At 55.0% G+C, this 20,939-nt stretch carries 19 protein-coding genes and 1 pseudogene; 1 reads left to right on the plus strand and 19 read right to left on the minus strand.

The genetic code is table 11. The features are described from left to right. Window positions 1-126 precede the first annotated feature (126 nt). The 10 genes and pseudogenes from map to KJS42_RS08005 all read right to left on the minus strand — a co-directional run bounded on the left by map (window position 127) and on the right by KJS42_RS08005 (window position 11,277). On the minus strand, window positions 127-873 hold the full coding sequence (map, locus tag KJS42_RS07960) for a type I methionyl aminopeptidase (protein ID WP_155605515.1): 747 nt from the start codon (window positions 871-873) through the stop codon (window positions 127-129). 6 nt (window positions 874-879) lie between these two features. Next, window positions 880-1,572, minus strand: a complete 693-nt coding sequence (locus tag KJS42_RS07965; RefSeq protein WP_213622548.1) for a TetR/AcrR family transcriptional regulator — start codon at window positions 1,570-1,572, stop codon at window positions 880-882. A 240-nt stretch (window positions 1,573-1,812) separates the two neighbouring features. After that, the gene (locus tag KJS42_RS07970; RefSeq protein WP_155605517.1) at window positions 1,813-2,130 is read right to left on the minus strand and encodes a stage VI sporulation protein F; all 318 of its coding nucleotides are present in this window, start codon (window positions 2,128-2,130) and stop codon (window positions 1,813-1,815) included. Window positions 2,131-2,205: 75 nt separating this feature from the next. Next, complete coding sequence (locus KJS42_RS07975) at window positions 2,206-3,060, minus strand: MurR/RpiR family transcriptional regulator (RefSeq protein ID WP_193418597.1); 855 nt, start codon at window positions 3,058-3,060, stop codon at window positions 2,206-2,208. 87 nt (window positions 3,061-3,147) lie between these two features. Continuing rightward, entirely contained in the window at window positions 3,148-4,599 is a 1,452-nt protein-coding gene (locus KJS42_RS07980; RefSeq protein WP_193418599.1) for a PTS transporter subunit EIIC, read from the minus strand. A gap of 42 nt (window positions 4,600-4,641) precedes the next feature. Beyond that, window positions 4,642-5,550: pseudogene (gene murQ, locus KJS42_RS07985) on the minus strand (N-acetylmuramic acid 6-phosphate etherase); the annotation flags it as partial. 186 nt (window positions 5,551-5,736) lie between these two features. Further along, complete coding sequence (recG, locus tag KJS42_RS07990; protein ID WP_244868418.1) at window positions 5,737-7,782, minus strand: ATP-dependent DNA helicase RecG; 2,046 nt, start codon at window positions 7,780-7,782, stop codon at window positions 5,737-5,739. A 449-nt stretch (window positions 7,783-8,231) separates the two neighbouring features. Next, on the minus strand, window positions 8,232-9,104 hold the full coding sequence (locus KJS42_RS07995; RefSeq protein ID WP_213622550.1) for a DegV family protein: 873 nt from the start codon (window positions 9,102-9,104) through the stop codon (window positions 8,232-8,234). 25 nt (window positions 9,105-9,129) lie between these two features. Then, window positions 9,130-10,902 carry a DAK2 domain-containing protein gene (locus KJS42_RS08000; RefSeq protein WP_193418603.1) on the minus strand — a complete coding sequence of 591 codons (1,773 nt, stop codon included), beginning with the start codon at window positions 10,900-10,902 and terminating at the stop codon, window positions 9,130-9,132. Window positions 10,903-10,917: 15 nt separating this feature from the next. Further along, entirely contained in the window at window positions 10,918-11,277 is a 360-nt protein-coding gene (locus KJS42_RS08005; protein WP_193418606.1) for an Asp23/Gls24 family envelope stress response protein, read from the minus strand. A gap of 210 nt (window positions 11,278-11,487) precedes the next feature. On the opposite strand from KJS42_RS08005, the gene rpmB reads away from it, so the two are divergent. Further along, window positions 11,488-11,676: a 50S ribosomal protein L28 gene (gene rpmB / locus KJS42_RS08010; RefSeq protein WP_009225259.1), complete on the plus strand. Its 189-nt coding sequence runs from the start codon at window positions 11,488-11,490 to the stop codon at window positions 11,674-11,676. 192 nt (window positions 11,677-11,868) lie between these two features. On the opposite strand, the gene spoVM is transcribed toward rpmB, so the two are convergent. From spoVM to def, 9 genes are all read right to left on the minus strand, one after another. Then, window positions 11,869-11,949 carry a stage V sporulation protein SpoVM gene (gene spoVM, locus KJS42_RS08015; protein ID WP_036621610.1) on the minus strand — a complete coding sequence of 27 codons (81 nt, stop codon included), beginning with the start codon at window positions 11,947-11,949 and terminating at the stop codon, window positions 11,869-11,871. A gap of 139 nt (window positions 11,950-12,088) precedes the next feature. Next, window positions 12,089-12,763 (minus strand): ribulose-phosphate 3-epimerase, encoded by a 675-nt coding sequence (rpe, locus tag KJS42_RS08020; protein WP_213622551.1) that lies wholly within the window; start codon window positions 12,761-12,763, stop codon window positions 12,089-12,091. A gap of 4 nt (window positions 12,764-12,767) precedes the next feature. Beyond that, entirely contained in the window at window positions 12,768-13,682 is a 915-nt protein-coding gene (gene rsgA / locus KJS42_RS08025) for a ribosome small subunit-dependent GTPase A (RefSeq protein ID WP_155605525.1), read from the minus strand. A gap of 32 nt (window positions 13,683-13,714) precedes the next feature. Continuing rightward, window positions 13,715-15,865 (minus strand): Stk1 family PASTA domain-containing Ser/Thr kinase, encoded by a 2,151-nt coding sequence (gene pknB, locus KJS42_RS08030; RefSeq protein WP_213622552.1) that lies wholly within the window; start codon window positions 15,863-15,865, stop codon window positions 13,715-13,717. Further along, window positions 15,862-16,635 (minus strand): Stp1/IreP family PP2C-type Ser/Thr phosphatase, encoded by a 774-nt coding sequence (locus tag KJS42_RS08035; protein WP_193418610.1) that lies wholly within the window; start codon window positions 16,633-16,635, stop codon window positions 15,862-15,864. Before KJS42_RS08035 ends, pknB begins: the two co-directional genes overlap by 4 nt. A gap of 6 nt (window positions 16,636-16,641) precedes the next feature. Next, window positions 16,642-17,688 carry a dual-specificity RNA methyltransferase RlmN gene (gene rlmN / locus KJS42_RS08040; protein ID WP_213622553.1) on the minus strand — a complete coding sequence of 349 codons (1,047 nt, stop codon included), beginning with the start codon at window positions 17,686-17,688 and terminating at the stop codon, window positions 16,642-16,644. 151 nt (window positions 17,689-17,839) lie between these two features. Then, complete coding sequence (rsmB, locus tag KJS42_RS08045) at window positions 17,840-19,228, minus strand: 16S rRNA (cytosine(967)-C(5))-methyltransferase RsmB (protein WP_239484121.1); 1,389 nt, start codon at window positions 19,226-19,228, stop codon at window positions 17,840-17,842. A gap of 149 nt (window positions 19,229-19,377) precedes the next feature. Then, window positions 19,378-20,337, minus strand: coding sequence for a methionyl-tRNA formyltransferase (fmt, locus tag KJS42_RS08050; protein WP_193418617.1), 960 nt, complete (start codon window positions 20,335-20,337; stop codon window positions 19,378-19,380). 10 nt (window positions 20,338-20,347) lie between these two features. After that, a complete protein-coding gene (gene def, locus KJS42_RS08055; RefSeq protein ID WP_155605531.1) occupies window positions 20,348-20,830 on the minus strand; it encodes a peptide deformylase in 483 nt (160 codons plus the stop codon). Window positions 20,831-20,939: the final 109 nt, after the last annotated feature.

Genomic DNA, 20,939 nt, shown 5'->3' on the forward strand with positions numbered 1-20,939 from the left:
TACGAACAAACATTCCCTCTGGCAACAGGTTTATGTTGGATAATTTGGCAGGGTGAACGCGCATGAAAAAGGCTGATTCCCCCTGTCCGTCGGACTTTGGGAATCAGCCTCTTTTCCTGTTGACGCTTATTGAGCTGTTAAAATCAGCGGTCCGTCCGCCATCAGCGCGATCGTATGCTCATACTGGGCCGACCATTTGCCGTCCGCCGTGCGCGCCGTCCAGCCGTCGTCGTCAATCGCAATGCGGAACGTGCCTTCGTTGATCATCGGCTCGATCGTAAACACCATGCCTTCCTTAAGGCGAATTCCCTTGCCCGCCACGCCGATATGCTCATAGTTAGGCTCCTCATGCAGACTACGCCCGATCCCGTGACCCAGCAGATCGCGTACGACGGCATAGCCGTTTGCCTCCGCATGTTTCTGAATGGCCGAAGTCACGTCACCTAACCGGTTGCCCGGGAGCGCTTGGGCAATCCCCAGCTCCAGGCATTCCTTCGTCACCCGCATCAGCCTTTCCGCTTCGGGACTCACCTGACCCACGGCGTAACACCAGCACGAATCTCCGAACCAGCCGTCCGCTTCCGCGACAATGTCCAGTTTAAGCAGGTCGCCGTTCTGCAGCGGCCGGTTCGACGGGAACCCGTGGGCGACCACATCGTTGACCGAGGCGCAGGTTTCGGCGGGGAATCCGTTATAACCTTTCGTAAACTGCTTGCCGCCCAGCTTCGTAATATGCCGAGCCACGAAATCATTGATCTCCTGCGTCGTGATCCCGGGCCCAATCATTTTGGCGACCTCCCGATGGCAGTCCGCAACGATCTGGTTCGCCCGCTTCATCTCTTCGATCTCCCGCGGAGATTTTAATATAATCATTTGTCTTCACTCCTTCAATGGTCCATCGGGTATGGTGCGCTCCGATAGCCGATGCAATAACAAGCGAGCGATGCCCTCTGCCTCACGATCCAGCGTCCCGCGGCGCAGCGGAAAGCTCGCGCAACCGGCCAAGGCGGCCAGCAGCATTTCCGCCTGCGAGACTTGCTCCGCCGCGTTCGCCCCCCGGTCAGCCGTTCCGGAAGCGACGATCTCGCCAGGATCAAGCGGTTGGCCGCGCCTAAGCACCGCTGCAAATGGCAGCAGCACCTCGCGGCGGAACGCATCCGTCAGCGGTAACGCTCGCGCCTCCGGCAGCAAGCGGAAGTCTTCCGCCGCAAATTTATACAACAAGTAAACGCCGTGATCTTCGGCCCACAATTTCAGCAGCCGGGCACCTTCCGCCACGAGGGGATCCGCCTTTGAGTCAATGCCCTCCTTAGGGTGAATGTCCCCGGGGGCTCCCCTGCCCATCCATTCCCCGGCTCGATCCATCGCTGTCCAAAGCACGTCGTGCAGCAAATCCCCTTTATTACTGTAATAATGGTAAACCGTTCCGTAACCGAGCCCGGCTTCGGCTGCTACATCCCGAATTTCCAGCGTCAGACCTTTATCAAGAAATACATCGGCGGCCGCCATACGAATTTGAGCAAGCCGCCGCAATCGGATCTCTTCATTTTGTTCCTTCGTACGCGGTGTCATCCGCCTCATCCCCTTTTATTTTTGACCTACTCTCATGTCAATATAAAACAATTTGAGGAAATTGGCAAGCGGGAAAGACCCGAATTTTTAAGCCTAACCGATGATTTCTCGTTTAGCTTAACCAGCCCCGTCTTAGCGCATCCTCTTTCCAAAAACAACCTCCGGAAATAGCAAAAGGCCGCCGGGGCACCATTTCCCCAGGGCCTTGTCACCCGTTACCGCCGTATCGCCGCGCGCTGCTTAACGGAACATTCCCCATAACCGCAGCAAGTGAAGCGTATTGCGCGGGTCGATTCGCTGATCGATGACAAATTGGACGATTTGCTCTTCCTGAGCGCCGCTCAGTCTTTCGCCAAGCACAGAAGAGGCCGTTCTAACGAGCCTGCGTACCTTGACGCGATCCTGCAAATCCGCGCGAGTGAGGCCGTCGACGACCTGCTTGACCCGGTCCTTGATCGCCGGATTTTTCATTTTGAGTTTAACCCGTTCGACCAGCTGCGGACTGATTCCATATTGATGATAACTGGGCACTGTGACTAGCACCTCCTGTCCCGTCATTTCCGGACTTCACCTCTACTATATGACGGGAAGGCTGTCCATAGTGCCTCTAAATCCGAAAGCACTCGCAAGTCGCTAGCTCTGTCTAAGGAACGTCGTCGCTTCATGGGTTTGTCCCAATCTGACGATCGTCTCCTCGTATTGCGTTGAGGCATAAGCGAAGAATAAAATATCGATCATAACCAGTTGAGCCAGGCGAGAGCCAGACGCTCCGCTGCGCAGGGTCGCTTCAGGTGCCTGCGGCGTGTACAGCATCAAATCGGCGAGCTCGGATACTTTATGATTGCCGAAACGGGACAAGCCGATGGTACGTACACCATACTTTTGGGCGACCCGGAACAATTGCAGTACTTCCTTGGTATTTCCGCTGTAAGAGACGCCCATAAACAAGGCCCCTGGCGGAGCGCTTGCCAGCGCGGCTGCAATTAGATGCTCATCCTGTAGCGCGAACGCTTGCTTCCCCAGGCGCAGCCATTTCTGTGCGGCATCCGCTGCTACGATAGCCGAAGCCCCCACCCCGTACATATGGATGACGGAGGCCTTTCGGAAGCTGTCCACCACCTGCTCGATTAATTCCGGCTGCAGGTGAAGCATCGTATCTTGAATGGCTTGGACACTGTTGGACACCGTCTTTTGAATGACGGTTTGAATCGTCTCTCCGCGCTCGATATCGTAATAACCCGGCCTTTGCGGTTTAGCATTATCAACCGACAAACGCATTTTCAGATCAGGAAATCCGCTTAGCCCCAGCGAACGGCATAGCCGGGTAATCGCCGCCGCACTGGTCCCCGCTTTATCAGCGACTGCATGAATACTTAAACCGGAAACCTCCGCCGAAGCCGTCAAAATATATTGAGCCGCTTTTCTTTCTGATTCGGGCAGTTGTTCCAGCACCGCCTCCATTTGCGTAAGTATGCTTCCCGTCGTCACGGTCATCCCCTCCATATTTCCGATACAAATACAAAAGAAACGCGGCGGCCTGATATAAGGCCGCCAAACGTTCCTCCGCTAGCTGTATTATCTATTATGCTCTATAAGCATCTGCTTTGTAAAACCTAAGAAGTAAGTGAGCAAGAAGCCGGCCACATAGGAGATGATCAACCCGGATAAGTAACCGAGAATCGTCATGCCAATCCCCATTGGACCTTGAATCAGCGGGATCAGGACGAGTCCGGAAGGACCGATCGCCACCGAGCCGACGAAATTCCCCGTCATCGCGAACAAGCCCAGCACCGCGCCGCCAAAACCACCGCCGAGACAAGCGGTCACAAACGGCCGGCCCAGAGGCAAGCTGACCCCGTAAATAAGCGGTTCGCCGATACCAAGGAACCCGACGGGCAAGGCCCCTTTGATCATATTACGCAATCGCGTGTTATGCTTCAGCTTGACATAAATGGCGATCGCCGAGCCGACCTGTCCCGCACCCGCCATGGCCAGAATCGGCAGCAGAGCGGTGTATCCGACCTGAGAAATCAATTCGGCATGAATCGGAATCAGCGCCTGGTGCAAGCCGAACATGACCAGCGGCAGGAACAGCGAAGCTAGGGCGAATCCAGATAGTGGTCCGCCATGAGCCAACAGCCAAGTTGTTACCTGTCCGATGCCCTGGGAGATAATCCCGCTGACCGGCATCAGGAAGAACACGGTAACCAGGCCTGCGATCAACAGCGAAATGGTAGGAGTGACGATGATATCAATTGCAGCCGGCATCCGCTTACGGATCCATTTTTCCAGCAAAGAAATGAATCCTGCGGCCAAAATCGCCCCGATGATTCCGCCCTGCCCCGCGTTAAGCTTAATTTCACCAAACAAGGGGTAGGTGTAGGAGATATTCGCCACCGCCGGTGCGACGATGATCGCCGCCACGGCTCCGCCGAGCGCTGGCGTACCTCCGAACTCTTTCGCGGCGTTCACCCCGGCAAAGATCGTCAAATACCCGAAGAACGCCGAGCCAATCACGCTAATAATCGGTTGGAGCGTAAGCAGCCAGTCTGCAGCGTTCCCGGAGGTAACCAGGTTGTTGATCAAACCGGCTATGCCGTTGATAATCCCCGCTCCCACCAAGGCAGGAATCAATGGAATAAAGATGTTGCCGATTTTCCGCAAGAAATTTTTGAAAGGAGTGTTGTTCTTCTGCTTGAGCTCCGCCTTGATGTCGGAGCCTTCGCGGAACGGCGTCGTTTTGCCGCCAGCTGCTGCCCCGTCGCCGCCATTCCCCTCCGCTTGCAGAAGCTTACCGAACTCCTCTGCGACCTTGTTGACAACACCCGGCCCGAGAATAACTTGATACGTCTCGTCATCAACCACACCAAGTACCCCATCGATCTGTTTGAGCCCAGTCTCATCGATCCGGCTGCGATCCAGGACCGAAACGCGCAACCGGGTCATGCAGTTCGTAAATTGCTCCACATTGCCGGAACCGCCGATGGATTCCATAATCCGTTTTGCCATGCTTTCAAATTTGCTCATTGGGAAGCCTCCTGCCCCTATGGGATGGTCTTATTTGTTTCTTCACTGCATCGTAGACTTCGCAGCCTTACCGATAAACCCGTGGCTCTGCTCCAATTTTTCCAAGGCCACCGCATACGTGCATCCCGTCAAGATCATCAGGATCGCCGGTTTCGGTTTCCCCTCGGCAAGGTCCAAGGCGTTTTCAGCGGTAGAGACATCGCAACCGGTCGCCTCCATGACGATTCGCTTCGCCCGATCCGCCAGCTTCTCATTGGTGGGCTGAACATCAACCATCAAATTGCCGTATACCTTACCTAAGCCGATCATCGAGGCCGTAGACAGCATATTGCAGACCAGTTTCTGCGAGGTTCCTGCCTTGAGCCGAGTCGACCCGGTCAATACTTCAGGACCGTTCTCAATCTCGATAGCAATGTCGGAAATGGAGCTTATCGCTGCATTCTTGTTGCAGCTGATGCTAATCGCCTTAGCACCGATACGCTTGGCGTATTCCAATCCGCCGATCACGTAAGGCGTACGCCCGCTGGCAGCTAATCCGACGACTGCATCGTTTCCGGTAAGCCCGAGATTTTGCAGATCAACCATCCCGAGCTCAGCCCGATCCTCCGCTCCCTCAACAGCCTTGATAAAAGCGTTGCTTCCGCCAGCGATCAGCCCAACCACCTGGTCCGGGGAAGTCCCGAACGTTGGCGGACATTCCACCGCATCCAGCAACCCGATCCGTCCGCTTGTGCCGGCCCCCATATAAATCAGCCGGCCTCCTTTGCGGAGCGACTCGGTGATGGCTGCCACGGCCTCGGCGATTTTCGGAATCTCTTGGTTTACCGCTCCGGCTACCTTGGCATCTTCTTCATTCATCACCTTAAGCAACTCGGTCACACCCATTTCGTCCAAGCGCATGGTCCGCTCGTTTCTTGCCTCGGTTGTCAGATTTTCCAACATATAGGTTACTCTCCTTTGTGTGGATCCACATGGTTGTAATCGTTTTCGACTTGATTATAATGCAATTGAGATATTATTTCAACATATTATTTTATGGATGAAATTATATTTCAAGGCATGTTATTTATTATTATTTTGGCGCAAAAAAACCGCCCGCATATCCCGCGAACGGTTCCATCCTTGCTAAATGTTTCGTTAGTCGATCAGCTCACCTTGAAAAATCTGCTCCCGCCGCAAATAATCCCGCAGCGGGCCGTATTCGGGCGACGTCCAGAAGGTCTCGCCCGCCACCAGCCGGGCGGCGTCGTCCCGCGCCGCCTCCAGCACCGCATAGTCGCTGACCATGTCCGCGACGCGAAAATCCGGCACGCCGCTTTGCTTCGTGCCGAAAAAATCCCCGGGACCGCGGAGCTCCAGGTCCCGCCGCGCCACCTCGAAGCCGTCGTCCGTGTCGGTCATGACCTTCATCCGCTCCTGACCGACCTCCGACTTCGGATCGGCGATGAGCACGCAATACGACGCGTGCTCTCCCCGGCCAACGCGCCCGCGCAGCTGGTGAAGCTGGGATAGGCCGAACCGATCGGCATCCATCACAATCATCAGCGTGGCATTGGGCACGTCAACGCCGACCTCGACGACGGTCGTCGAGACGAGCAGCTGCACCTCGTTCTCATAGAACGCGCGCATCACTTCGTCCTTCTCGGCCGCCGTCATCCGGCCGTGCAGCAATCCGACCTTCATGTTCGGGAACGCCTGCTGCATCGACACATACAGGTCGATGGCATTCTGCACGTCCAGCTTGTCCGACTCCTCGATGAGCGGGCAAATTACGTAGGCCTGACGGCCTTGCGACACCTCGCGATCAATAAAGCCAAGCACGCGGTCCATCATGCTGTGCTTCACCCAATAAGTCGTGATCGGCTTGCGCCCCTTCGGCCGCTCCGAGATCGTCGATACATCCATGTCGCCAAAGGCGGTGATCGCGAGCGTGCGCGGAATCGGCGTGGCCGTCATCGTCAACACGTCAGGGTTAAAGCCTTTGCGCCGCAAAATACTGCGCTGATTAACGCCAAATCGATGTTGCTCGTCGGTAACCACCATACTGAGCGAACGAAAAAATACGTCCTCCTGAATCAACGCATGCGTGCCAACGATGATATCGGTGAGCCCCATTTGCAGGGAGCCAAGCAAATCCTTACGCTTGCGTCCCGTAATACTGCCGGTCAGCAAACCAACCGTGATGCCAAACGGTTCGAACAACCGGGTGAGGGAGCGCATATGCTGCTCGGCCAAAATTTCCGTCGGCACCATAAAAGCGCCCTGGTGCCCGGACTTCACCGCCGCGTACAGGGCAATTGCAGCAATGACCGTCTTGCCGGAGCCAACGTCTCCCTGCAGCAGCCGGTTCATACAGTAAGGCGAGCGCATGTCCTGCAAAATTTCCAGCTCGACCTTCTTCTGCGCATCGGTGAGCTCAAACGGAAGGCTGCGCACAAATTCCCGAATCGTGGCGTTATCCACGACATGCGCCACCCCGTCCATGCGATCATGGTTCATCGCCCGATACGCCTGCAGCTTGAGCTGGAACAGGAACAGCTCCTCGTACACCATACGGCGTCGGGCGATTTGCCCCTCCTCGTTATCCTGCGGCTGATGCAGCCGCAGGATCGCCGCCTTGCGAGGCATCAGGCTGTATTTAAGCAACAGATCGGGCGGCAGATTCTCCGGGATCATCTCCCCATATTGCAGCAGCGCTTGTCCGATCGTTTTGCGCATCCAGGCCTGCGTGATTTTGCCGCCAACGGAATAGACCGGCTGCAGGCTGCCGCTGCGCAGCGTCCCCCGGTCGGGAAACTCCGAATCCGTCACGGTGAGCTGGCTCCGGCGCATATCCCATTTTCCGGTTAAAACAATCTCTCGCCCCGTCGTCAACTGGTCCTTGAGGAAATGACGGTTAAACCACGTCGCCGTAAACATCCAGTCTTCCGCGACCATTTTGCACGTGAGCCGCGATTTTCGACCGTACCGTTGGAGTACCGGCAAGCCCATGATTTTTGCCTGTACCGTCACCTTGTCCCCATCTTTGACTTCCGTCAGGGAGCGCAGCCGGTAGTCCTCGTACCGGAACGGATAATATTCGATCAAATCATTCACCGTAAAGATGCCAAAGGCGTGAAGCTCTTCTTGCTTAAGAGCGCTCACGCCGCTAACTTGCTTTACGGGGATGTTATGCAAATCCATCACACCAAATCCCCCACTTTATTGAGGTAGTTCAAAAAGTCATCCTTGGATCATGAAGCACAAGCGAGGAAGCCATTTCGGCGTCGAATCTTGAATTCACCCGGGCCTTCCGTTGCTCACGTAGCTTACAGCTACGCTCCGCTACTCACTCCCTAGCTTCATCCAACCTAACGGACACCAGTGACGTTATTCGCCCGATTCTCGGCAGCTTCCGCTTCTAACGGACCGAGAGGCCCTTATTTCGGACAAAAACAACAGGATGGCTGTCCTATATGCCAAATAAGGTCTCTGAAGTCCGTTAGCTTGGGAAATACCCGGGAAATAAGCAAATAAGGTCTCTACGGTCCGTTAAGTTACGTTACGGTCCGTCCCGTTAGGTTTGCTGCCCAAGCACAAACCACGTGCTTCTTCCAAACCTCACGAGTTTGAGGTCCACAACCTAACCTCAATCACTTCGCCGGCCAAATAAACGTCGCCACAGTACCCGGACCGACATGCGTGCCAACGACCGCGCCGATACTGGTGCGGACGATTTCGTGCAACGTGAAGTGTTGGCGTAACATCTCCAGAATCTCCTCGGACCCTTCCGGATTCACGCAGTCGCAAACGGCGACGTTGATATCTTTCACCCCACCGAAATCGTTCACGAACAATTCGATGACACGGGACACCGCCTTCTTACGGCCTCGGACCTTATCGACAGCGTAGATGACGCCCTCCTGGTCCACCGACAGAATCGGCTTGATGTTCAGCAACGTGCCCAGAATCGCAGCAGCTTTGCCGATCCGTCCGCCCTTTTGCAAATACTCCAGCGAATCAACGAGAAAATACAGTCGCCGAGCTTTTCCTAACCGTTCAACCTCCGCCTGAATCTCTTCGACCGAAGCCCCTTGCTTCGCCATCCGTGCGGCATGCACAACCTGAAGGCCAAAGCCGTATGTCGCGCACAGCGAGTCAATTACCGTTACGTCTACGGGGTGCCCCAATTCCTCCTCCAGCATCTCCTTGGCAAGCACGGCGGATTGATAGGTCCCGCTCATCCCCGAGGAGATATGGATTGAAATGATTGGCGAACCCGGATAGGCCGCTAGTAGGTTGCGGTAAACCTCCACATACTGGGAGGGTGAGGTTTGCGACGTCGTTGGCAGGTCCTTTGACTTCGTTAACTTGTCGTAGAACTCTTCCGCCGTGATGTCGATGCCTTCGAGATAAGATTGGTCACCGAAGGCGAGCCGCATCGGAACGATATGAATACCGTATTTCGACACCGTCTCCTGCGGGATATCCGACGTACTGTCGGCAATGATGACAGCCTGATTCATAGGTATCTTCATCCTCTCCTCGGGATCAGGATTCTACCGAAAATAAATAATAATAAATCGGTTGTCCGCCGTTATGGACCTCGACTTCGACGTCAGGATACTCCTCATGAATCCAGCCCACCAATGCGTCTGTCATTGCTCCGTCGGCTTCCTCACCGGCCAGAACCGTCACAATTTCGTCGCCCCCGGCCAACATCTTAGCCAGCAAACCCTGGCTTGTTTCCAACAGGCCTTCTTCGGTTGCTACGATCTTGGAATCGGCGATGCCGATATAGTGGCCGGCCGTAATTTCCAAATCGTCGAACATGGTGTCGCGAACCGCATACGTGACTTGGCCCGTCTTCACATGTTGTACGGCGTTCTGCATGTTATCCTGATTGGACTCCACGCTTTCTTCCTCTTGGAAAGCAAACGCTGCGGCAATCCCCTGCGGGATACTCTTGCTAGGGATAACGGTAACGCTGCGTTCCCCTTCAAGCAAATCGCGCGCTTGCTGAGCGGCCAAGATAATATTGGAGTTGTTCGGCAACACAAACACGTGCTGAGCCGAAATCGATTGGATCGCCTTAACGAAATCCTCGGTGCTCGGGTTCATCGTTTGCCCACCGGACAAAACGACATCGACACCCAGGCTGGTGAAGATTTCCGAAATGCCTTGGCCCGAAGCAACGGCGATAAATCCATAAGGTGCCAGCTCATCGGCAGGCAAACTCGCTGGATCGACGAGGCGTGAAGGTTCTACCGGGACTTCGGCAAACAGCTCCGGCATCGGTGCTGCGTCCATGCCCGCGATCAACAGATCACGGTGCTGCTCGCGCATATTCAAAATATGAATTTGAGTAATTTCACCGTAACGAAGCGCCAAATTCAGCACATCACCCGGTGTTTTGGAATGGACGTGGACCTTAATGATCTCGTCGTCCGCAATCACGATAATCGAATCGCCATTGACTGAAAGCGCTTTCCGGAACTGATCCTCGTCAAAAACAGCATTCTTAATTTCGCCGATCGTTCGATTAATGAAAAATTCCATGTCATACAAGAATTCAATATCCTCGGTTTCCAGCTTTGCTTGTGCCGAAGCCGGGACATGTATCGGTGCAGCGACTGGCGTGTGAAGTTCCGGTTTGGCGATGGCCGCGGGGGCTTGTCCTAAAGTCGCTGCAGCCTCGCTGCTGGCACCTCCGGTCAACCACTGCAAGAATCCTTCATAAATATAAACAAGTCCTTGACCGCCCGAATCCACGACGCCAACCTGTTTCAATACCGGCAACAGCTCCGGCGTACCCGCGAGCGCTTCCTTCGCTTTGGCCAGCACCTCGGTCATCAATTCCGTGATATCCGTTGTTCTGCGCGCATAATATACGGCATGCTTGGCAGCTTCCTTGGCCACCGTCAGAATGGTCCCTTCCACCGGTTTGACGACCGCTTTGTAGGCAGTATCCACCCCGCTTTGCAAAGCAGCGGCAAATTGAACGGTATTCATTTCTTCTAACGAAGCGGCATAACGGCTAAACCCGCGGAACAGCTGGGACAAGATGACGCCAGAGTTCCCGCGTGCGCCCATCAAGAGGCCCTTGGATAAAGTGGCTGCTCTGCTGCCTAAACCTCCGGCTCCATGGTTTTTCAATTCCGTTACGCCAGCGGTCATCGTCAAATTCATATTCGTACCGGTGTCCCCATCGGGTACCGGGAATACGTTTAGAGAATTGACGTGTTCAGCATGCTCCGTGAGCCGCTGCGCACCGACCAATACCATAGCGGTGAAATCTGTTCCAGTTAAAGAACGCTTACTCAATGAAAATTCCCCTTCCTAGCTTGATACGCGTACGTCTTGGACTACGATATTCACCTGATCCACTTCGAGTCCAACGATTTCATTCAATACGTATTTCACTTTGAGCTGTATGTTGTGTGCGACCTCGGAAATTTTCGTGCCATAACTGACTATAATATAAAGATGAATAGCTAATCGATGATTATCCAGGTTCACTTCCACACCCCGGGCCAAGTTCTCTCGCCCCAGCAATTCGGCAATACCGTCCTTCAACTGTTTTCGGCTTGCCATTCCTACCAGTCCATAACACTCCATGGCGGCCGATCCGGCGATAACCTTGATGGCTTCCTCCGAAATATCGATTCGTCCATATTCGGTCGTAAGATTCACAGCCACGCCAACCTCACTCCTTCCATAGAAATTATTATGGACTAAACTATATTGTACTATAAGAACAGAGAGAAATAAATAAAAGAGTCCAACGTCAATATCTGTTGACGGGGCTTTTTTTACTGTGATATTATATTTAAGTATTGTCAATAACCGTGATTTGAAGAGAAACTGTTATTTTCAAGACAGTGTGTACTGGAACAGGAGGTGTAATGAATGGCTCGCAAATGTTATGTGACTGGCAAGAAGCCAGGCAGCGGTAACCATGTATCTCACGCAAACAATCGCAATCGGCGCTCTTGGGGCGTAAACGTGCAGAAGGTCCGGATCTTGGTAGACGGCAAACCGAAACGCGTATACGTCAGCACTCGGGCTTTGAAATCCGGTAAAGTGACCCGCGTGTAATGGCTCGGGACGAACTATAGACAAAAAGCACCTTTTCCTATGGAGGTGCTTTTTTACTACGCTTTTTGCTTTAAGCCGCCAAAAAGGCTAACGCCAGCTGCATTTCTAGCCGCGGTCGATGCATTCCTTTCATGGCGGGAACCGCCAGGCGCGCCCTTTCGCTGCTTGGGGCGGGTTCTCAGGCCCCGCCCGCTAGTTCTTGTGAAACGTGTTCAGTACCGCCTTAACGAAACCTCCCAAAAACTTAGGCAGCTTGAATGTGTAAAATTTCATCGTTCACCCTCCCCATCGTGCTCATGCCTTCACCCATATTCTATGTTCGATGTCATTTACCCGTGTATTCCCGCCACAAAAAAAAGGCTACATGAGAACCTTCGCTCATGTAACCCATTGTATGCACATCTTGAAGCGCCTATGCCAATCCGGCCAGGCTCTCGCGGATTTCTGCCATCGCCGCACGTCGGTCGGCTTGGCCGAACACCGCATTTCCGGCAACTAACACATCCGCCCCCGCTTCCACGACCAGCGGCGCCGTTGCAGCCGCAATTCCGCCATCCACTTCGATCCGCAAATCGCTTAAGCCCAGTTCTTCCTTCCAGGCCTTCAACTGACGAATCTTGCGCAACGTAGCCGGAATGAACGCTTGCCCGCCGAAACCGGGGTTTACCGTCATGACAAGGACAAGGTCCACATCCTCCAACACCTCGCGAATGGCCGAAGCCGGCGTGGCTGGGTTGATCGCGACCCCTGCTTTAACCCCCTGCTCCTTGATCAGATGCAGCACCCGGTGCAAATGCACGCAGGCTTCGGCGTGCACCGTAATGAGGTGTGCGCCCGCTTTAGCGAAGGCCGGAACGTATTCCTCCGGCTTCTCAATCATCAGATGGACGTCCAGCGGCAGCTTGGTATGCGGAGCGATGGCCTGCAGCACCAGTGCCCCGAAGGTCAGGTTCGGAACGAAGTATCCGTCCATGACGTCCACATGCAGCCAGTCGGCGCCTCCCCGCTCTACATCGGCGACCTCCTCGCCCAGCTTGGCGAAATCGGCCGATAGAATAGATGGCGCTATATATACGTTGTTGCTCATGACGTCAATACCTCCGCTTCTTCTCCTTCATCTCTTCATGGAACTGTACATAGTGCTCATAGCGAGTCGCGGCGATTTCGCCTTTGTCCGCGGCTTCTCTTACTTTACAGCCCGGTTCGTGCAAATGGCTGCAGCCGCGGAATTTACAACCTTCCGCGTAATCCGTGAATTCCCGGAAGCAGCTGGATAACTCCTCGACGCCCAGCTCGAGAAAATCCAGCTGACTGAAGCCCGGTGTATCGGCTACGTAACCGCCGTTTTCCAGCTCGATCAGCTCGACATGACGCGTCGTATGGCGTCCGCGGCCCAGCCTGAGGCTGATTTCGCTCGTCTCCAGCGATAAGCCGAGCATGGCGTTAAGAAGCGAGGATTTCCCGACGCCCGACTGTCCCGAGAAGACGCTGATCTCCCCAGCCAGGCTCGATTTCACTTCCTCGGTTCCCATCCCGGTCACGGAACTGGTGACGATGACGTCATAACCGATCGATTCGTACAACGCTTTAACCTGGCTAATGATTTCAGGCGTTTCCTCAGGTCCGTCTTCCTCCACCAGATCCTCCTTGGTGAGGCAGATCAGCGTTTTAAGACCCGCATGCTCGATATGCACCAGAAACTTGTCCAGCAATTGCAGATTGAGATCCGGCTCCCGCAAAGAAAATAGCAGCACAGCCAGCTTGGCGTTGGCGACCGGCGGGCGGACGAGCTCCGTTTCCCGCGGCAAAATCTCGTCAACGGTCCCTTCCCCGTTTTCCGTTGGGGAATAGATGACCCGATCGCCCACCAGTGGACTCTCGCCTCTCTTCTTAAAAATGCCGCGGCCACGGCACTGGACGTAACCGTCCGGTGCCCCGGCCTGCGCCGTCGTCGGCTTCACGTAGTAATAACCGCTTAATGCCTTCACAATTAAGCCTTCAGGCATATCGGCCGGCCTCTCTTTCGTATCGGTCTGACTTAATCGCCATGTTTGTCTCGTTTACCCGCCTTTCCTTTACCTTTGACTATGCCCAACTCATTCTGGAGTGAAGCCAGCTTGCCAGATAAAATCATGCCGGTATCGGGTGGGTTATCACCTGAATCCATATCCATCGTATTCTGATCCGTCCCGCCGGTATCCGGGAATTGCGGCACCGGGACGGTTCCTTGCTTGGCATCGATATACGAGATCGGGTAGGTATCCAGCATGACGCCGTCACGCGTTACGGTCACGTAACCGTTCTTGTTTGGCGCCAGAACCAGATCTACCGCCAAGTATTGCGCTTTACCTACCTTCTGCGTGCCCCATTCGCGGCCTTCGCCTCGAGCATCCCCGTATACGATCGTGTATTTGCTGATTTGACCTTCTTGGGCTGGTACGGCCGGCACCTGGAACGTATAGTTGATCGCTTCCGGCGGATACCCGGTGCTAACGAACAAGGTGACCTCCGAACCCGGAGCTACGGTATCGTTTGGCGCGTACGGCCACTGTTTGGTGACTTTGCCCGCCTCAACTTCAAAACTCGTCTCTTGCTTTATGCCATCCGCGGCCAGCTTTAAACCAAGCTCGGTAATCGCTGCTTCCGCTTCCGCTTGCGTCTTGTTCACGAGATCCGGCATTTTCACCTCAGCCGGTCCTTTGCTGACCTTCAGCACGATGTCTACCGACTCCGGATTAAACTCCGCACCGGCGTCCGGCGATTGGCTGATGATCATGTTCGGTTCGATCTCGTTGCTGTTTTCCTCTTTTCTCGTCACACGGGCTTCGTCAACACCAAGATCCTTTAATTGCTTCAGCGCCTCTTCGTAAGTCCCGGTTAACGCCGGCATTTTCTCCAGCGGTTTCTCCGTGCTAACCTTCAGGTCGACGGCCGAACCTTCCTTCACCATCGTGCCCTCCGGCTTGCTCTGCTCATAGACGATGCCCTCATTCACGCCTTCTTTGTATTCCCGGGTGATGTCCCCGACGGCAATACCTTTATCAGTCAGCGTCTGAATGGCCTTTTCCTCTTCCAGGTTGATTACGTTTGGCACCGCGACTTCAGGGACGGTGACCAGGTTCGTGACATACCAGGCGACACCGGCCAAAGCGAGCAAGACGACCAATGTCAGGCTGACCCAGAGCGCCGGCTTTCCCAAAACCTTCTTCTTTTGGGAACTGCCTCGCTCCTCTACTGCCGTCCCTCCATCACGGGATAGCTTGGAAGGACCTGCCGAAGAACCTTGATTCTGCGGCCGGATCGCCGGAATGATTCGCGTGCTGTCTTCGTCATGATCTTCAATAAAGGCCAGTTTGGATTCCATTTTTCGTTCCGGCAGCAGGCAGGTTTCCAGATCCCGCAGCATCTCCTTGGCGGATTGATACCGTTCAGCCGGATTTTTACGCATCGACTTGAGAATAATGTTCTCTACGCTTTGCGGAATCATCGGGTTAACCAACCGCGGCTCGTCAAATTGCTCCTGCAGATGTTTCAACGCTACGCTAATCGGGCTTTCGCCAAGGAACGGCAACCGGCCTGTCAGCATTTGATACAACACAATTCCGAGCGAGTACAGGTCGGACTTCTCTCCGGTGGCGACACCTTTGGCATGCTCCGGCGAGAAATAATGCACCGAGCCCACTACTGAGCCGGTTTGCGTAATCGTCGCCGATGTGACCGCACGCGCAATCCCGAAATCGGTTACCTTCACTCGTCCGTTTCGCCCAATTAAGATGTTATGAGGCTTAATATCGCGATGAATGATTTGGTTTTGATGGGCGTGATCCAATGCATCAGCGATCTGCGATGCGATCCGTACGGATTCATCGACCTGCAGCGGGGCGCGTTCTTTGATGATTTCGTTCAGGTTCTGACCTTCAACGTATTCCATGACGATGTAATGGACTTCGTCTTCTTGTCCGACGTCGTACACGCTGACGATATTCGGGTGCGACAAGGAAGCGGCAGATTGCGCCTCCCGGCGGAAACGCCGGATAAATTCCTCGTCGTTCACAAATTGTTGACGCAGCACTTTGATGGCCACGTAGCGGTTCAGCAAAAGGTCCTGCGCCTTGTATACCAGCGCCATGCCCCCTCCGCCGATCCGTTCGATAATTTGATAACGACCGCCCAATTCGTGTCCGATCATGAATTCCACTCCTTTATGCCTGACCCGGCATCTTCATGTTGTTCCAGCAGAGCGACGCTGATGTTGTCGTCGCCTCCCGCGTTCAACGCCAGCTGGAGCAAACGATCGGCCCGATCGTGTAATCCAAGATCGCCCTTTCCGAGCGTCAGGATCATTTGTTCCGGCGTCACGTAATTGCTGAGCCCGTCGCTGCATAGCAGCAGAATATCCCCCGGCTCCAGCGACACCCGGTTCATGTCCACCTCCACGTGCTCATCGGTGCCCAGCGCGCGGGTTACCACGTTGCGGTGTGGATGAACCGTTGCTTCCTCTTCGCTGATCTGTTTGTTTTTCAACAGCTCGTTGACGAGCGAATGATCATCGGTCAGTTGAACCAACTGACCTTGCCGGAAATGGTAAGCCCGACTGTCTCCGATATGGGCGATCACCCCGTCGCTGCCCTCAAATATTCCGGCAACCACCGTGGTGCCCATGCTGTGGTATTCCACATGTTCTGTTGCTTTGCGGAACACGGCATCGTTCGCGTGAAGAATCGCTTTCCTTAATTCTTCCCCGCAGGCTTCCGCCGATAACCCCGCCGGCAGCTCTCCCAGATCCCCGGTAATGGTCTCAACCGTCATGCGGCTGGCAATGTCTCCAGCCTGATGGCCGCCCATCCCGTCCGCGACAATCGCTAGCGTATACCCCGACTCCAGCCGGCCTACCCACGTGCTGTCCTCATTGACGGAACGAACTCGTCCCACATCACTCACATAAACACAATTCATCACATTCGCTCACCTCGCACCAGACTCCATGTGCTTCGCCCGCAGTTGCCCGCAGGCCGCGGCAATATCATGGCCTTGCTCGCGGCGGATCGTCACATTGATGCCTTTATCCGCCAGTATGCGCTGAAATTGAAAAATATCGTTGCGCGACGTTCTCACGTACTTGCGCTCCGGCACATAGTTGACCGGAATCAAATTGACGTGACATAACATATCCTTCAGCACGCCGGCCAGTTCCTCCGCATGCTCCGGCTGGTCATTAACCCCGCCGATGAGCGCGTACTCGAACGTGATGCGGCGGCCGGTTTTAGCGATATAATAGCGCAGCGACTCCATCACGTCGTCAAACGGAAAGCGCCGGTTGACCGGCATCAGCTTGGAGCGGAGCGCATCGTTTGGCGCATGAATCGATATCGCCAGATTGATTTGCGTGTCCTCGTCCGCAAACCGATAAATGTTCGGGACAATCCCGCTCGTTGATACAGTAATATGCCGTTGTCCGATGTTCAAACCCTTTTCATGAATCATAATCCGTAAAAATTTCATTGTCGCGTCATAGTTTTCGAACGGTTCGCCCGTTCCCATAATAACGATACTACTAACGCGCTCCCCTCTCGTATCCAGGATTTTCTGCGCCTGCACAACCTGAGCGACGATTTCTCCCGGCGTCAGGTTACGCTTCAAGCCGCCCAACGTCGAGGCACAAAACGTACAGCCCACTTTACAACCGACCTGGGTAGTTACGCAGATACTGTTGCCGTAATTGTGCTTCATGATAACCGTTTCAATCGCATGATCGTCATGCAGCCCGAACAGGAATTTCACCGTCCCATCCTTCGATTCGAGCTTGGTAATTTCCCGCAGGGTAACGAACGCGAATTCATCGTGCAGCTTCTGCCGGAGCGGCTTGGACAGATTCGTCATCTCTTCGAAGGAGCTCACGCGCTTCACGTACAGCCAATCGAAAATTTGGCCGCCGCGAAACGCAGGTTCTCCCTGCGAGACGGCCCATTCCTGTAAATCTTCCAACGTATAATCATATATAAAAGGTTTCATTTTCACACACCTGTCCATGTTAATTTCAAAATTTGTCCACTCATTCTTCCCATTTTATCATAAATCGCCTTTCGACTAAAGTCGCAAGCCGTGACATGTCCACGCAAAAAGGCCAAGCCCGCCAGTTACGGCAGCCGCTTGACCTATCTTGTCATCCGTTTCCTTCGCTCTTCTTGCGCAACCTGGCGATATAAAATCCGTCCGAATGGGCGTCCTGCGGCAAAATCTGCAGGCCGGCTTCCACCCGCCCTGCAGCGGCTTCCAAAGGCTGCCGCCCGCTCCAGCCAGCCGGTTCATCCACGGCTAGCTCGAATTCCGGATGGCGGTTCAGGAAGGAGGCGACCATCTCGGCATTTTCTCGCGGCTCGATCGTACAGGTGCTATAGACAAGCAAGCCGCCCGGTTTCAACAGCCCGCTCGCCGAGTCTAGGAGCGCCCGCTGAACGCCGGCGATCTCCGCCACATCTCCCGGGGTCTTTGCCCACTTCAAATCCGGTTTCCGGCGGATGACGCCAAGCCCGGAGCAAGGAGCATCCAGCAAAATCCGGTCAAAGGAAGACGCATCCAGCCGCTCGGCCAACTGCATCGCATCGCTCGACAACGTATCGATATTTTCCAGGTCTAAACGCTTAGCCTGGTCCTCAATCAGCTTCGCTTTGTGCGGATGAATGTCGTTCGCCAGCACTCGGCCGCGGCCTTCCATGATCTCGGCGATATGGCATGTCTTGCCTCCGGGCGCCGCGCAGCAATCCAGCACGGTCATGCCTGGTCGCGGATCCAGCGCTTCGGCCACCAGCATCGAGCTTTCATCCTGTACGGAAATCAAGCCCTCCCGGTACCACGAGGTCAGCGCCATATTGCCGCCGCTATGTACTACGATACCGTCAGGCGAGATCTTCGAAGCAGCAGCCTGCAGACCTTGCTCCTCCATCAGACGTATCATTTCGTTCCTGCTTATTCTCGCCCGATTGACCCGAACGCTGACCGAAGGTGGCTCGTTATTGGCTCGGCAAATCGCTTCGGCCGCCTCCTCGCCATATTGCCGAATCCAGAGCTTGACCATCCACTCGGGATGGGAATGCTCAAGAGCGATGCGCTGCACAGGGTCCATTCCCTCTGGGAAACGCAGTTCTTCCTTTCTGCGCAGGACGCTGCGCAAGACGCCGTTTACCATGCCAGAGATCCCTTGATGCCCCTTCTTTTTAGCCAGGTTCACCGCTTCGTTCACGGCAGCATGCGGGGGAATCCGGTCAAGGTAATGCAGCTGGTAGAAGCTGAGCCGCAACAAATTACGGACCCAGGGCGCCAGTTTCGCCAGTCCCTTCGTTACAAACGGCTCCAGAAAATAATCGATGGTATTCAACCGCTGAATAGTGCCGTAGACAAGCTCGGTTGCAAGTCCGGCGTCCGGTCCGGTCAACCCGGATTTTTGCAGGGCCCCGTTCAGCAGCAGATTGCTATAGGCGCCCTCCTGCTCGACGGCCGTCAATACCTGCAGCGCCACGCTGCGGGCCGACGGAGCTATCAAACCACGGCCCATCCCCTGGGAGGATGACGTTCCGGTTGGCTTCGCTGGTTTTCGGCCGTCCCCGCCGGCTGGTCTCATTGCTCCTCGGCCTTGGCCCGGCCCTTTGCCGCTCGAGCCCGTGCCCGTGCCTGTGCCCAAACCCGAGCCATGATTGGCGCGGCTCATGACAGGACCGTCCCGATGCTCATCACACCGCCGCGTATGAACTCGCCGGCCTCCATCGCTTTCTTGCCGGCAGGCTGAACCCGGGTCAGCCATACGGAGCCGTCACCGGTTCTAACTTGAATCCCCTGCGGCGAGAGCGCCAGCACTGTCCCCGGCACTTGTCCAACCCTCAACGGTTCCGCCCCTGCAGATGCACCGCCTTCCGCTGGCTTGGCTACCGCCCAGACCTTGAACACCTCGCCGTTCCAGGTCGTAAATCCGCCGGCGAAAGGTACAAGTCCCCGTACGCGATCATAAATTTGCCGCGAGGTTGCGCTCCAGTCGATGCGCTCGTCCTCACGCGACAGATTCGGCGCATAGGTCGATTCCGCATCGTTCTGAGGAATGCGTGCCGCCGTCCCGGCAAGGATCTGCGGCAGCTGCTCCAGCAGTAACCGCGCTCCGGCTTCGCTCAGCTTCTCGAACAATGTGCCCGACGTATCCTCATCCTCGATTGGCACAACGGCTTTAGCGATCATGTCGCCGGTATCGAGCCCCTCGGCCATGTACATCAAGGTGATACCCGTTTCTTTCTCACCGTTAATGATCGCCCGCTGAATCGGCGCCCCGCCGCGGTATTTCGGCAGCAGCGATCCGTGCACATTCAAGCAGCCGTATTGCGGCAGCTCAAGCACGCCTTTCGGCAAAATCTGGCCATACGCCGCGGTAACGATCAAATCTGGCTGAAGTGCAGCAATTTCCGCCACAGCCTCCGGCGCGCGCATCCGTGTGGGTTGCAGCACGGGAAGCCCACGGCGCAAAGCGGCTTCCTTCACCGGCGTCGGCGTCAGCACCTTCTTACGGCCTTGCGGCCGATCCGGCTGCGTGACGACGCCAACAACGTTATAACCTTCGCGCAGCAGCCCTTCGAGTGAAGGCACCGCAAACGCCGGCGTCCCCATAAAAACGATATTCATCGGGCGGTATTCACTCCTTCTCTTCACCTTCAGGTGTAATCTCATATACTCTTTCCGCCACATCCGTATACAGCACACCGTTCAGATGGTCAATCTCATGTTGAAAAGCCCGTGCCAGCAGTTCCGAACCTGTATACGTCACTTCCTTGCCGTTGCGGTCCAGCCCTTTGACCGTAACGGTCATCGCCCGGCGGACATCCCCGCGATAACCTGGAATACTAAGGCAGCCCTCCGGCCCAAATTGCTCGCCTTCCGTGGACACGATTTCTGGATTAACCAGCTCGATCAGTCCGTGCTCATCCCCGACATCCACCACGATCAACCGTTTGAGGATGCCGATTTGCGGTGCAGCCAGACCGACGCCCTCTGCGTCGTACATCGTATCTGCCATATCGGTTAACAGTTTCTGAATGTTGGGTGTAATTTTCTTGACTTCCTTGGCTACTTCGTGCAGCACTTCGTCCGGTTCCTTCACGATAATCCGAATCGCCATGGTGACACTCCCTTTCCCGTCTTCACTTTGCTAGTTTCTATGGCTCTTTCCTTATTCTAACCCAAATATATGTCAACGGATAAAAAATGGATCATTTCAAGCGCAATCC

Source organism: Paenibacillus sp. J53TS2, from assembly GCF_018403305.1.
In the GTDB taxonomy this organism is placed as follows: domain Bacteria; phylum Bacillota; class Bacilli; order Paenibacillales; family Paenibacillaceae; genus Fontibacillus; species Fontibacillus rhizolycopersici.